Genomic DNA, 13,334 nt, shown 5'->3' with positions numbered 1-13,334 from the left:
GCCCGCGCGTCGAGGAACCGCACGCCTAGCCGGCTCGGGACGTGCTCCGTTCGCGGGGCCGGGCGCGGTGGTACCACCCGGCGAGGAGCATGACGGCGAGCAGCACCTCGGCGCCGTCACCCCCGTAGTACATGACCTGCGCACCGGCCTCCGCGTGCGCCGTGCCGCCGTGGTGGTGGCCCTCCACGGCGCGGGCGTAGAGGGCCTTGGCGAGGTAGGCGTGCGCACCGGCGGCGACGACGAGCACCCCGAGACGCAGCGGCAGCCCGGGCCGGTGCGCCGCCGGGTCCGGGCCGGCGACCGCCCACGTGTAGAGCCAGCCCGCGAGGAGGAAGTGCAGGAGGACGACGGCGCTGAGGGCCGGGCTCTCCGCGGCCCGCTCGTGGAGCGGGGTGAGGTAGAGGACGAACATCGCGCCGACGTTGAGGACCGCCGCCACCACGGGGTGGGCGAGCACGCGGAGCGGGCGGCTGCGGAGCAGGGCCGAGAGCCGCCGGGCTCCGCTCGTCGGCAGGGACCCGAGGGCGAGCCGGACCGGCGCGGCGGCCACGAGCCCGAGCGGCGCGTACATCCCGAGGAGCAGGTGCTGGGCCATGTGGGCGCGGTGGTCCGTGGCCGCCGCCACCGCGAGCGGCGGCGCCAGCGCGGCCGCGACCGTGAGCGCCCCGGCCACCCACAGGCCGGTGCGCCACGCCGGCCACGGCGGCAGGCCGGCCGGTCGCCGGGCGAGGAGCCCGAGGTAGCCGCCGAGCAGCGCGACCGCGGCCAGGGCGCTCGGCAGCCAGGGGGTCACGTGCGCCGCGCGCGCAGGAGCAGGAGCGCCCCGGCGAGCGCGAGCAGCAGCGCCGAGGCGAGCCAGGCGACGTCGTAGGGCAGCAGCTCGACGTCGTAGCGCACCTGGTGCAGCCGCAGCACCTTGTGGACGACGATGCCGTCGACGAGCTGGAACGCGCCGGCGCCGAGGAGGAAACCGGCGCCGGCCGCGCCGCGGTGGAGTGCGCGGCGCCGGGCGAGGTCGGCGACGAGGAAGATCCCCGCGACGAGCATGACGAGCTCGGCGGCGTGGAGCAGGCCGTCGGTCATGAGCCCCACCTCCGGGGTGGAGCGGTCGTAGAAGTGGTGCCAGCCGAGGACCTGGTGAAAGACGATCTCGTCGACGGCCGCCATGACGCCCACCCCGATGAGCGCGGCGACCCAGGCCGAGCGCCGGCGGTCACGTCCGTCCATCCCCCGCTCCCTCCCCGTGGTCGGCCACGAGCCTGCCACGGCGGACGGCGCGCGGCAGCAGGAAGGGCTCAGCGGCGCTCGAGCCGGACGAGGACCTCCGCGTGCGGCGTCTGGGGGAACATGTCGAGCACCTGGCCCTGCACGGGCACGAGCGAGGGCATGGCGGCGAGGTCGCGGGCCAGGGAGGTCGCGTTGCAGCTGGAGTAGAGGACGTGGCGCACCCCGGACTCCTCCAGCCAGCCCGCGAGGGTGGCACCGATGCCGCGACGCGGCGGGTTGACGATGACGAGCTCGGGGGCCTCCGGGGCGGACAGCGCGAAGGCCGTCGCGTCGCCGGCGAGGAAGCGCACGAACTCGAGCCTGGCGTCGAGGCGGCTGCGCTCGGCGGCGGCGACGGCCGCCTCGCTCGTCTCGATGCCCACGACCTCGCGTCCCGGCGCCGCGCAGTGGAGGGCGAAGCCGCCCACCCCGCAGTACAGGTCCCACACCGACGACGGCGCGACCTCCTCCACCCATCGGCTCGCCTGCGCGTAGAGGGCGGCGGCGACGGCGGTGTTCGTCTGGAAGAAGCCCTGCGGGCGCAGGTGGAGGTCGACCTCTCCCAGGCGCATCGTGAGGGTCTGCTGCTCGGTGAGGACGATCTCCTCCTCGCCCTCGACGACGGCCTTGTGCTCAGGCAGGAGGTTGACGGAGACGACGGCGAGGCGCGGCAGCGCGGCGCGCAGGCCTGGCAGGTGCTTGCGGACCCTCGGCAGCGCCTCCGAGGAGCGCAGGACGAAGCGCACCATGAGCTCGCCGTCCGGGGACTCGGTGACGACGAGGTTCTTCAGCTCCCCGCGCCGGGTGGGGACGTCGTACGGGGTGAGCCCCGCCGTCGTGATGAACCCGGTGAGCGCCTCGAAGGCGGCGCGGATGCCGGGGGCGATGATCCCGCAGGCGCGCAGGTCGGTGCCGCGGCCCTCGGCGTCGAGGATGCCGAGCGTCGGGGCGGCGAGGCTGCCGCCGACGACCATCTTCGCCTTGTTCCGGTAGCCGGCCTCCGCGCTGGCCAGTGGCTCGAGCCAGCCGAGCCCGCGGTGCGCGGCGAGCAGCGTGCGCACGTGCTCCTGCTTGCCGGCGAGCTGCTCGGCGTAGGGGCGGCCCATGAGGGTGCACGAGCCGCAGCGGGCGGCGTCGAAGTAGGAGCACTGCATGGCCGCTCCAGCGTACGGCCAGGGGTGGCGCGGCGGCAGTAGAGATCCGTCACCCTCGGGGCCCGGCCGCCTGGGTCTCTCAGCAGCTTGCCGCGCACTTTCCGGTCAGCCGTCGCCCTTTCTCGCACCCTGGCCTGAGCCGAAGGGGCGACGCATCGTGCCGGGCTGGTCAGCGCCGGGCTGGGTCAGCGGCCGAGCTGGGGGATGCCGCGGGCGGCGTCGAGCTCCTCGCGGGTGGGACCGAGGCCGTCGGAGCGGGCGGCGACGGAGGCCGCGACGACAGCGTGCTCGACGAGCTCGTGGAGCGAGCCCCACACGAGGGTGCGCAGGTCCGCGCGGTTGGCGACGCCGAGGAGCCCGCCCTTCCACAGCCCGTCGATGACGCCGGCGACGAAGGCCTCGCCCGCGTCCTGTGCGCCGCGGCCGTGCACGGTGGCCGTCACGCCGACGGCGTTGGCCGCCCAGGCGCCCTCACCGGCGGCCGAGACGATGACGATGCCCGGACCTGCCCCGACCCACCGGCGCAGAACGCTCTCGCGTGCCTCGCCGGGGTAGAGCAGCTCGAGGTCGGCGGTCGTCGCGATGACGACGTCGGCGCGCGCGACCAGCGCCTCGACGCGGGCCTGCACCTCCTCGCGCGGGCCGGGCAGCTCGCCCTGCAGTCCCGGCTCGTAGACGATCGTCGCACCGGGACGGTAGGCGCTCACCGTGCGGGCGACGGTGTCCGCAGAAGGCTCCCGCACCGCGCCGGCCGAGCCGACGTGGACGACGAGCGGGTGGTGGAAGGGCCCGACTGGCGGCCGTTGCGCGGGCCGGTGCCGTCGGCCGGGATGCGCTCGACGGGGGCCCAGCCGCTCGAGGCCCTCGGCCACGAGCGCGCCCGCGGCCTCGCGGCTCGCGACGTCGTCGACGACGACGAAGGCGGGTGAGTCGAGGACCCGGCGGTCGGTGAGGGTGGGGTGGGCGCCCAGCCGAGGGTCGTCGGCGGCTTGCGACCGTCACCCAGCGTGGGGTCGCTGCTCGGGCGGCGCAGGGGGGTGGCCTGGTCCGGGGCCTTGTGCGAGGGAACCGACGTCGGCGCCGAGCGCTCCTGCTCGTCGGTGTCGATGGTCATCTCGGCGTCGCCCATGCGGCGTCCTACCCCCCATGTTGATGGTGCTTCCTCACACAACCTACGTCTGCGCCGCGTCGGCGCAAGGCCACGTGGCGTCCCGGAAGCGTAGCCGGTCCCCGGGCCTGGCCTGAGCCAGAACGTCGAGGTCCGTGTCCCGGACGACGGCGAGGACGGGGTAGCCGCCGGTGACCGGGTGGTCGGCGAGGAAGACGACGGGACGTCCGTCCGAGGGCAGCTGGACCGCTCCGGCGACGGTGCCCTCACTCTCCAGCTCGGCGTCGTCCACGCGCTCGAGCGGCGCGCCGTCGAGGCGCAGACCCACCCGGTTGGACCGGTCGGTGACCGTCCACGCCTGACCGAGCAACCGGTGGAGGGACGCTGCGGTCACCCGGTCCGCCCGCGGCCCGAGGACGACGCCGACGGTCAGCTCCTCGGTGGCCTGCACGCGGGCGGGCTCGGGCTGCCCGACGGCGCGGCCGGGCGGCGGGCCCACCGGCAGGACGGTGCCGGCGGTGAGGGGCGGCGGCCCGGTGCCGGAGAGCAGGTCGGTGGAGCGGCTGCCGAGCACGGGCGGCACGGCGATGCCGCCGCGGACGGCGACGTACGCACGCAGCCCCACCGCCGGCGGGCCCAGCCGCAGGACGTGCCCGTCGGGCAGGAGGAAGGGCGCGTCGGTCGGCGGGTGGGCGAGCTCCTCGCCGTCGTGGAGGAGCGTGAGGGGTACCGGGGCGCCGGAGACGGCGAGGACGTGGTGGCCGGTGGCGCGCAGCTCGAGGCCACCGAGGACGGTCTCGACGACGGCGGCGGCGCGGTCGTTGCCGACGAGGCGGTTGGCCTGGCGTGCGGAGCCGCGGTCCGCGGCGCCGGAGGGGCTGACGCCGAGGTCGAGCAGGCCGGGACGCCCGAGGTCCTGCACGAGGCTCTGCGCGCCGGTGGCCACCACGGTGAGGGCGGAGGTAGGTGCGGGCCCCGCGGCGCTCGCGGTGGCGGCGTGACCGGCGGGCGCGACGCTCTCCGCGCCCGCGGCGGTGGCGCCGCTCCCCGCGCCCGCGGCGGTGGCGCCGCTCTCCGCGCCCGTAGCGGTGGCGCCGCTCTCCGCGCCCGCGGCGGTGGCCGCCGCCGGTTCGGCCCCGCCGCCGGCGACGTGCTCGCGCACCGGCCGGAACCGCACCCGGTCACCGGGCCGCAACAGCGCCGGCGGCTGCCGATCAAGGTCCCACACGGGCGCGTTGGTGCGGCCGATGAGCTGCCAGCCACCGGGCGAGGACCGCGGGTAGACGGCGGAGAAGTGGCCGGCGAGGGCGACCGCCCCGGCCGGGACGGCGGTGCGCGGACTGGCCCGCCGCGGCACGGCGAGCGTCGTCGGCCCCACGAGGTAGGCGAAGCCGGGCGCGAAGCCACCGAAAGCGGCCGTCCACTCCTCCCCCGAGTGGGCGGCGACCACCGCCTCGACACTGAGGCCGGTGTGCGCGGCCACGGTGGCGAGGTCCGCGCCGTCGTACACCGTGTCGATGACGACGACGTCCCCGGCCGGCGTGGGTGCGGACGTCACCTGGAGCTCGCGCAGCAGGGGCGCGAGCCGGTCCCGGGCGGGCCGGTCGGTGACGCGGACGAGGACGGTGCGGGCGGCCGCGAGCACCTCGACCTGGCCGGGCAGCGGTGAGGCGGTGAGGAGGGCGTGCAGACCGAGCACCTCGGCGAGGTCGGCGCAGCCGACGAGCAGCGCCCGCTCCCCCACCGGGCGGACGTCGTGGCCGGTCACCGGAAGCCGGCCACCGGGACGCCGGCGGCGTCGAGGGCCTCGCGCACCGCCGTCGCGAGGACCACGGCGCCGGGGGTGTCACCGTGGACGCACACGCTCTCGGCCCGGACCGTCACGGCCGTGCCGTCGACGGCCGTCACGGTGCCCTCGGTCGCCATCCGGACCACCCGGTCGGCCACCTCCTGCGGGTCGGTGACGACGGCGCCCGGCCGCGAGCGCGGGACGAGCGTGCCGTCGGGCAGGTAGGCGCGGTCGGCGAAGGCCTCGACGACCGGGCGCAGGCCGGCGGCGCCCGCCTCCTCCTCGATGACCGTGCCCGGCAGCACGAGGACCGGCAGCCCGGGGTCGACGGTGCGGACAGCCGCCGCGACGGCGCGGGCCTGCTCGCGGTGGTGGACGATCGCGTTGTAGAGCGCGCCGTGCGGCTTGACGTAGCGCACCTCGGTGCCGGCCGCAGCGGCCAGCGCCTGCAGCGCCCCGATCTGGTAGACGACCTCGTCGGTCAGCTCGCCGGGGTCGACGTCGAGGAAGCGCCGCCCGAAGCCGGCGAGGTCGCGGTAGGAGACGTGCGCGCCGACGGCCACGCCCGCCTCGGCGGCGAGCGCGCAGGTGCGGCGGGCGGTCCGCGGGTCCCCGGCGTGGAAGCCGCAGGCGACGTTGGCACTCGTGACGACGCGCAGGATCGCGGCGTCGTCGCCCATCGTCCACGCGCCGAAGGACTCCCCGACGTCGGCGTTGAGGTCGATCGGCACTGAGGGCTCCCTTCGGGCGGGCGGTCTCCGCTGCGCGGCAGCGTATCCGCCGCTCGCCCCGATTGTGCGAGCGGCCGGGGCGGCGGCACGCTGTGCTCATGTCGAACCCCACTGCCGCCATCCTCGTCATCGGCGACGAGATCCTCTCCGGACGCACCCGAGAGGCCAACGCCTACCACCTGGCCGGCGAGCTCACGCGGGTGGGCATCGACCTCGCCGAGATCCGCGTGGTCCCGGACGAGCACGACGACATCGTCGAGGCACTGAACGCGCTGCGGGCGCGGTACACCTACGTCTTCACATCCGGCGGGATCGGTCCCACGCACGACGACATCACCGCGGACGCCGTCGCCGCCGCCTTCGGGGTGGGCATCGACGTGCGCGCCGACGCCCGGGCGCTCCTCGAGGAGGCGCTCGCCCGCCGCGGCGCCACCCCCACGGCCGACCAGCTGCGCATGGCCCGCATCCCCGACGGCGCGAGCCTCATCGTCAACGGTGTCTCCGGCGCGCCGGGCTTCACCATCGGCAACGTCCACGTCATGGCCGGCGTGCCGAGCATCTTCGTCTCGATGCTCGAGGCCCTCCTGCCCACGCTCACCGCCGGGGTGCCGATCCGCTCGCGCGAGGTGCGCTTCGAGGTCGGTGAGGGACGCATCGCCACCGGGCTGCGGCAGCTCGTCGAGGAGATGCCGGGAGTGGGCTTCGGCTCCTACCCCTTCTCCGAGGGGCAGCTGCGCGGGACGAACGTCGTCGTCCGGGGCACCGACGAGACACTGCTCGACGACGCCGTCGCGCGGCTCGAGGAGCTGCGCGCCTCGCTCCGCTAGGAGCCGCCTCGCAGGTCGCGGCGCATGAGGACGCGGGGGAAGCCGTTGAGCACGGAGCTCGTGTCGGCGACCTTGACGAAGCCGGCGCGCTCGAAGACGGCCCGGGTGCCGACGTAGGCCATCGTCAGGTCCACCCGCGCGCCGTCGTTGTCCACGGGGTAAGCCTCGACGGCGGGCGCGTCGCAGGACCGCGCGAGCTCGACGGCGCCCGCGACGAGGTGGTGGACGATCCCCTTGCCGCGGTGGCCGGGGCGCACCCGCACGCACCACAGGGACCAGACGGGAAGGTCGTCGACGTGCGGCATCCGGCGGTTGCGGGCGAAGCTCGTGTCCGCCCGGGGGTGGACGGCCGCCCAGCCGACGACGTCGTCGCCGTCGTAGGCGAGCACCCCGGGCGGCGGGTTCTCGGCGACGAGCTCACGCACCCGCTCCCCGCGGGCCGGTCCGCGCAGGGACAGGTGCTCCTTGGACGGCAGCCGGTAGCTCAGGCACCAGCACACCTTCGCGTCCGGCCGCTTCGGGCCGACCATCGTCGCGACGTCCTCGAAGACGACGGCGGGACGCACCTCGATCGCCATGGCGCCATGATCCACCGTCCCGCCGCCCGGCGGAAGGCCCGCCACGCCGGGCGGGCCGGGTAGCGTCAACGTTGTCCCGCCCCGACCTGGAAGACGTCGATGACGCCTGCTGCCCCCTCCCCCGTCGACCCCTCCCTGGCCCACCGCATGGCGCACGCGACCGTCACCGTGCGCGGCGCGGACGGCGCGCCCCTGGCGGACACCGAGGTGACCGTCGAGCAGGTCCGCCACTGCTTCGCCTTCGGCAACATCGGCTTCGACCTCATCCCCCTCGCCAACGGCGAGACGTCCGGGCCGGTGGACAACGTCTTCGGCGGGGCGGCGCCCGACCAGGGCGAGCACCTCGCGGCGCTGTGGCTCGACGTCTTCACCACCGCGACCCTGCCCTTCTACTGGGCGGGCTTCGAGCCGGAGCGCGGGCGCCCGGACACCGAGCGCCTACTCCGCACCGCGCGCTGGTTCCAGGATCGGGGCGTCACGGTCAAGGGCCACCCGCTCGCCTGGCACACCCTCGCGCCGGACTGGCTGCGCGAGCTGCCGACGGCGGAGGTCGCCGAGACGCTGCGCGGCCGGATCCGGCGGGAGGTCGGGGACTTCGCCGGCGTCATCGACACGTGGGACGCCATCAACGAGGTCGTCATCATGCCGGAGTTCGCCAACGAGGAGCACGAGAACGCGATCACGCGCCTGTGCCGGGAGCAGGGGCGGGTCCCGACGGTCCGGCTCGCCTTCGAGGAGGCACGGGCGGCGAACCCGTCCGCGACCCTCCTGCTCAACGACTTCGACCTCTCCGCCGACTACGAGCGCCTCATCGAGGAGGTGCTCGAGGCCGGCATCCAGGTCGACGCCCTCGGGCTGCAGACCCACATGCACCAGGGCTACTGGGGCGAGGAGAAGATGCTCGCCATGGTCGACCGCTTCGCCCGTTTCGGGCTGCCGCTCCACCTCACCGAGACGACGCTCCTCTCCGGTGATCTCATGCCCCCGGACATCGTCGACCTCAACGACTTCCAGGTGCCGTCGTGGCCCTCGACGCCCGAGGGCGAGGAGCGCCAGGCGGAGGAGGTCGTGCGGCACTACCGCTCCCTGCTGTCCCACCCCTCGGTCCAGGCCATCACCTACTGGGGGCTCACCGACGACGGCGCCTGGCTCGGCGCCCCGGCAGGCCTCGTCCGGAGCGACGGCACGCCCAAGCCCGGGTACGAGGCGCTGCGCCGGCTCGTCAAGGAGGAGTGGTGGCTGCCGGCGACGACGCTGCGGACCGACGCCGAGGGGCGCGTGCGGGTCTCGGGCTTCCTCGGGGACTACTCGGTGGGTGCCGGCGGCGCCGCCGCGAACCTTGCGCTGGACACGGCCGGGCAGACCGCCGTGGAGGCGCGGCTCAGCCGCTGACGACACGACGCGCCACGATCCCCCGCGCTTGCTGAACGCCGGGGCGAGCCGGTGGCATCATGAGGGTGGTCCTGGCCGTCGAGCGCTGCTCCCCGGGACCATCCGTACCGGAACGAGGGCGTCGGCGACGCTCTCGCCACGCCCCTGGGTTGCTAGGGAGTGATCCGGATGTCGAACATCTCCGACCTGCGCGCCGCACAGGCCGAGGACCCGTCGCCGAGCCAGCAGGTCCCGTCCATGCTGCTCACGCTCGTCGTCGTCGCTGCGCTCGTGCCCGGCGTCGCGGTGCTCGGCCTCACCTGGGTGGTGCGGCTCGTCGCGGCCGGCTGGGGTCCGCTGCTCGGCGGGGCGCTCTTCGCCGCCACGTGGCCGCTCGTCCACCGCGCGTGGCGCGAGCTCAGCGGCCGGGAGCCGGAGCTGCCGCTCGGGCTGCCCGGCTGGGCGTGGCTGGGCGCCGCCGGGACGCTGCTGTGCTGGGTGCTGTGAGGCAGCGTCCCGGTTGGTGAGCCGCGCTACGGGGCGCGACGGTCGCCGTCGTCGTCGATGCGCTCGACGTCGTCGGCGACCGCGGGCAGCGCGGGCTCGTCGGGGGCAGTGACGATCGGCGTGATGACCGAGGCGAAGTCGTGCTCGGTGGTGTAGCTGAGGAAGGACAGGTGCGCCTCGTAGCGGTCGAGGACGTCGTTGATGACCTGCTGCTGGGTGAGGCCCATGAGATCGTAGCCCTCGCTGCCGGTCTGGGTGAAGACCTCGACCTTGTAGTAGACGTCGTCGCCCGGGGGCATTGGCCGCCCGCCGATCCGGGGCACGGGGACCTCGACGGCCGCGGCCTCGTAGTGGAAGTTGCGCTGCTCCCCCATGGCGACGACGAGCGTGTGCGTGTCGATGTCGACCTCGGTGCCCGGCGCCGTCGTGAGCGTCGCCTCGTAGCCCTGCTCGCGGAACTCGGCGGCGACGGCGGACAGGGCGGGCTGCGCGACCCGCTCCATGAACTGCCCGACCGCCTTCTTCGAGGGGTAGGAGCGCAGCTGGGCCAGGCGCTGGCGCCAGGTCTTCTCGGGCGTCTGTCCGCCGTGCGCGGCCGCCGCGCGGCGCCGCATGACGTGGCCCTCCCGCTCGGCGCGCTCCATGCGCAGCACCTTGGAGAAGGACGCCATGACGAGGTAGGCGATGACCGTGACGGGGAAGGCGAAGATGAGCGTCGCGTACTCCATCGTCGTCACCCCGCCCGCGATGAGCATCGCGACGGTGAGGAGCGCGGTGAGCAGCGCCCAGAAGATGCGCAGCCACTTGGCGCCGTCCTGGGCCGGGTCCGGGATGGTCGAGGAGAAGTTCGCCATGACCATCGCGCCGGAGTTGGCGCTGGTGAGGTAGAAGAGCATCCCGGAGAGCGTCGCGAGGCCGATGAGGAAGGCGGCGCCGGGGAACATCTCGAGCAGGGCGTACCAGCCCTGCTGGGGGCTGTCGATGGCGAGCTGGGCGAACTCCATGTCACCGTCCATGACGACCGCCAGCGCCGAGTTGCCGAAGATCGAGACGATGAAGAAGTCGCACAGCACCGGGGCGGTGATGGCGGCGATGACGAACTCGCGCAGCGTGCGGCCCCGGGAGATGCGCGCGAGGAAGAGCCCGACGAAGGGACCCCAGGCGAGCCAGAACGCCCAGAAGAAGAGGGTCCAGCCGCCCATCCACGCGGCGCCGTCGGGCTCGTAGGCGAAGGTCTCCAGCGTCCGCGCGGGGAGGGTGTTGACGAAGCGGCCGATGTTGGTGACGAGCGCGTTGATGAGGAAGGCGGTCTGGCCGGTGACGAGGATGTAGAGCATCATCGCGGCGGCGATCCACAGGTTGAGCTCGGAGACGAGCCGGATCCCGCGGTCGACGCCGGACAGGCAGCCGGCCACGGTCATGACGACGGCGACGAGGACGAGCGCGATCTGCAGGCCCAGTCCCTCGGGCAGCCCGAAGAGGTAGGAGAAGCCGACCTCGAGGAGGACGACGCCGATGCCCATCGAGGTCGCGACGCCGAAGACGGTGCCGATGAGGGCGAAGATGTCGATGACGTCGCCGGTGGCCCCCCGCACCCGGCGCCCGAGCAGCGGGTAGAGGGCGGCGCGGATCGACAGCGGCATCCCCCACCGGTAGGCGAAGTAACCCATCGCCATGCCGAGCAGGGAGTACATCGACCAGCCGGAGATGCCGTAGTGGAACATCGTCCACACGACGGCGTCCTGGGCGGCCTCGGCGGACTGCGGATCGACCGAGGGCGGCATGATGAACTGCGCGATGGGGCCGGTCACCGAGTAGAAGAGCATGTCGATGCCCACCCCGGCGCCGAAGAGCATCGCCACCCAGGTGAAGAGCTTGTACTGCGGCCGGGAGTGGTCCGGCCCCAGCCGCACCTGGCCCTCCTTGGACAGGGCGACCCACAGCACGAAGAGGATGACGATGACGATCGTGACGACGTAGAACCAGCCGAGATTGGTGGCGAGCGTGACGACGGCGTCGTACATGACGTTGGCCGCGTTCGTCGGGGCGAGCATCGCCCACAGCGAGAAGGCGACGATGACGCTGGCGGAGATGACGAAGACGCGCCAGTTGACGCGGGCGCCGCGGTTCTCGGCGAGCTCGGTGGGGCCCTTGCTCAGCTCGGCGCTGGACCTGGGGGCGCGGTTCGGGTCGTCGTCAGGGTGTGGACGGCGTCGCTCGACGGCACCGAACCGACCGCGGTCGATCGCGGACCCGGTGGGTCTCGACTCGTCCTCTGCCATCCCCGGCTCATCCTCCTCAGACTCGGCACATGATCCGCGCGGGGCCGTGCCCGCGCACCTCAAGGTCTCATCGTCGGGTGAGGAGGGCGAAACGAGTGCCCTGGGTCACGGCGGCGGGAACGCCGCCATCTGGCGGGTTCGCTGAGGCGCCCCCGCGCCGGTCAGGCCGGCGGCGGGGTCGCCGCGGCGACGACCCGCTCGCACAGCTCATGGGTGACGAGCGCGTCGGCGGCGTCGATCCGCCGGCCCTCCCGGACGGCGTCGAGGAAGTCCGCGCACATGGCGTCGAAGCCGCGCAGCTCGGTGGCCGGACGCCACCCGTCGCGGCGGACCAGCCGCTCCCCGCCGTCGTGGTCGACGACGTCGGCGAGGTCGGTGACCTGCCTGCGGCGGCCGTCGCCGACGACGTCGAGCAGCTCGTGCGCGCCGCCCGACGTCCAGCTCATGACGCCCGTGGCGAGCCGGCCCTCCCCGGTGAACTGGACCGCCAGACGGCGGGTGCGACCGGCGTTGTCGTGCCGGACCGAGACGGTGAGGTCCTCGAGGGTGGACGGGACGAGGAAGCGGAGGGTGTCGAGGACGTGGATGAAGTCGTCCAGGACCATGGGCCGCGCCTCGCCGAGCGGGTGGGAGCGGTGCTTGTGGAGGCTGACGACGTCGCGGTCCGGCCAGTCAGCAAGGGCGCGGTAGGCGGGGGCCCACCGGCGGTTGAAGCCGACGGCCAGTGAGACGCCGCGCTCGGCGGCGAGCGCGACGAGGCGGGCGGAGGTCTCGAGGTGCGGGGCGATCGGCTTGTCGACGAGGACGGGCACGTCGTGGCGCAGCAGCGTCTCGACGATCTGCGCGTGCGCGTCGGTCGGGGCGTGGACGGTGGCGGCGTCCAGGCCGGAGGCGATCGCGGCGTCGAGGGCCGTGAAGCGGTCCGCGACGCGGTAGCGGTCACCGACGGCGTCGACCGTCTCGCGGCGGCGGGAGACGAGCACCGGGGTGAGGCCCGGGGTGGCGGTGAGGACGGGCAGGTAGGCCTTGGCCGCGATGTCCCCGAGGCCGATGACGGCGACGCGCACCGGTCAGGCCCTCCCGACGGGCGCCGCGAGCGTCGCCGAGCTGTCCCTGACGGGGACGATCTCCTGGCCGAGCGGGAGGAGCGCGAGCGGCACCATCTTCCAGCACGCGATGCCGAAGGGGATGCCGACGACCGTGACGCAGAGGAGGAGGCCGGCGAGGAGGTGGGCGACGGCGAGCTCCCAGCCGAGCAGGACGATCCACAGCACGTTGCCGATGAGGGCGAGGGCGCCGGCGTCGCGGCGGAACACCGACCGGCGGCCAAAGGGCCACAGGACGAAGCTCGCGAGCCGGAAGGAGGCGATGCCGAAGGGGATGGTGATGATGAGGATGCAGGCGATGACCCCGGCGACGACGTAGAGCAGCGCGAGCCACCAGCCGGCGAGGAGGAGCCACAGGACGTTGCCGATGGTGCGCATGGGACCACGGTAGCGGGATGGGACGGGTCGGGGCTGTGCGGGACGGGCTGCGAGGCGGAGCGGTCAGGCATGGCGGTCACGCGGGCCCGGGATGGTGAGGTGGTCGGGCGTGGTGGTCACGCGGGGCGCGATGGTGAGGCCGCCGCGCGGGTTGGTGAGGTGTGGTCGGGCGGGGCGGTGACGCGGCGCGGGATGGTGAGGCCGCCGCGCGGGGTGGCGGTCACGCGGCGGTCGGGC

Annotated in this window: 14 protein-coding genes; 4 read left to right on the top strand and 10 right to left on the bottom strand. The window is 74.4% G+C overall.

Translation table 11 applies throughout. The features are described from left to right. Positions 1-25 precede the first annotated feature (25 nt). The 4 genes from ACWPXV_RS02590 to ACWPXV_RS02575 all read right to left on the bottom strand — a co-directional run bounded on the left by ACWPXV_RS02590 (position 26) and on the right by ACWPXV_RS02575 (position 3,127). Entirely contained in the window at positions 26-793 is a 768-nt protein-coding gene (locus ACWPXV_RS02590; protein ID WP_454083760.1) for a cytochrome c oxidase assembly protein, read from the bottom strand. Further along, positions 790-1,227, bottom strand: coding sequence for a DUF2243 domain-containing protein (locus ACWPXV_RS02585; protein WP_454083759.1), 438 nt, complete (start codon positions 1,225-1,227; stop codon positions 790-792). The genes ACWPXV_RS02590 and ACWPXV_RS02585 overlap by 4 nt, the downstream gene beginning before the upstream one ends. 68 nt (positions 1,228-1,295) lie before the next feature. After that, on the bottom strand, positions 1,296-2,420 hold the full coding sequence (rlmC, locus tag ACWPXV_RS02580; RefSeq protein WP_454083758.1) for a 23S rRNA (uracil(747)-C(5))-methyltransferase RlmC: 1,125 nt from the start codon (positions 2,418-2,420) through the stop codon (positions 1,296-1,298). 185 nt (positions 2,421-2,605) lie between these two features. Next, positions 2,606-3,127, bottom strand: coding sequence for a hypothetical protein (locus ACWPXV_RS02575; protein WP_454083757.1), 522 nt, complete (start codon positions 3,125-3,127; stop codon positions 2,606-2,608). A 54-nt stretch (positions 3,128-3,181) separates the two neighbouring features. Here ACWPXV_RS02575 and ACWPXV_RS02570 point away from each other — a divergent pair, with 54 nt between their 5' ends. Continuing rightward, positions 3,182-3,349, top strand: a complete 168-nt coding sequence (locus tag ACWPXV_RS02570; RefSeq protein ID WP_454083756.1) for a hypothetical protein — start codon at positions 3,182-3,184, stop codon at positions 3,347-3,349. Positions 3,350-3,592: 243 nt separating this feature from the next. On the opposite strand, the gene ACWPXV_RS02565 is transcribed toward ACWPXV_RS02570, so the two are convergent. Together ACWPXV_RS02565 and ACWPXV_RS02560 are read right to left on the bottom strand one after the other, a co-directional pair. Continuing rightward, entirely contained in the window at positions 3,593-5,296 is a 1,704-nt protein-coding gene (locus ACWPXV_RS02565; protein WP_454083755.1) for a 5-oxoprolinase subunit B/C family protein, read from the bottom strand. Continuing rightward, positions 5,293-6,048, bottom strand: a complete 756-nt coding sequence (locus tag ACWPXV_RS02560; protein ID WP_454083754.1) for a LamB/YcsF family protein — start codon at positions 6,046-6,048, stop codon at positions 5,293-5,295. Before ACWPXV_RS02560 ends, ACWPXV_RS02565 begins: the two co-directional genes overlap by 4 nt. Positions 6,049-6,146: 98 nt before the next feature. Between ACWPXV_RS02560 and ACWPXV_RS02555 the strand changes: the two genes are divergently transcribed. Then, the gene (locus tag ACWPXV_RS02555; RefSeq protein WP_454083753.1) at positions 6,147-6,875 is read left to right on the top strand and encodes a competence/damage-inducible protein A; all 729 of its coding nucleotides are present in this window, start codon (positions 6,147-6,149) and stop codon (positions 6,873-6,875) included. Here the strand turns inward: ACWPXV_RS02555 and ACWPXV_RS02550 are convergent. After that, positions 6,872-7,453, bottom strand: a complete 582-nt coding sequence (locus tag ACWPXV_RS02550) for a GNAT family N-acetyltransferase (RefSeq protein ID WP_454083752.1) — start codon at positions 7,451-7,453, stop codon at positions 6,872-6,874. The two genes, ACWPXV_RS02555 and ACWPXV_RS02550, sit on opposite strands and share 4 nt — an antisense overlap. 99 nt (positions 7,454-7,552) lie before the next feature. Between ACWPXV_RS02550 and ACWPXV_RS02545 the strand changes: the two genes are divergently transcribed. Then, positions 7,553-8,845, top strand: coding sequence for an endo-1,4-beta-xylanase (locus ACWPXV_RS02545; RefSeq protein ID WP_454083751.1), 1,293 nt, complete (start codon positions 7,553-7,555; stop codon positions 8,843-8,845). Positions 8,846-9,013: 168 nt separating this feature from the next. Beyond that, on the top strand, positions 9,014-9,331 hold the full coding sequence (locus ACWPXV_RS02540; RefSeq protein ID WP_454083750.1) for a hypothetical protein: 318 nt from the start codon (positions 9,014-9,016) through the stop codon (positions 9,329-9,331). 26 nt (positions 9,332-9,357) lie between these two features. On the opposite strand, the gene betT is transcribed toward ACWPXV_RS02540, so the two are convergent. The 3 genes from betT to ACWPXV_RS02525 form a co-directional block, all read right to left on the bottom strand. Beyond that, positions 9,358-11,613, bottom strand: a complete 2,256-nt coding sequence (betT, locus tag ACWPXV_RS02535; protein WP_454083749.1) for a choline BCCT transporter BetT — start codon at positions 11,611-11,613, stop codon at positions 9,358-9,360. Positions 11,614-11,774: 161 nt separating this feature from the next. Further along, positions 11,775-12,680 (bottom strand): Gfo/Idh/MocA family protein, encoded by a 906-nt coding sequence (locus tag ACWPXV_RS02530; RefSeq protein WP_454083748.1) that lies wholly within the window; start codon positions 12,678-12,680, stop codon positions 11,775-11,777. 3 nt (positions 12,681-12,683) lie between these two features. After that, the gene (locus ACWPXV_RS02525; RefSeq protein WP_454083747.1) at positions 12,684-13,097 is read right to left on the bottom strand and encodes a YccF domain-containing protein; all 414 of its coding nucleotides are present in this window, start codon (positions 13,095-13,097) and stop codon (positions 12,684-12,686) included. Between the last annotated feature and the right edge of the window lie 237 nt (positions 13,098-13,334).

Source organism: Georgenia sp. Marseille-Q6866, assembly GCF_965111665.1.
This window is presented reverse-complemented; position numbering and strand designations above follow the sequence as displayed.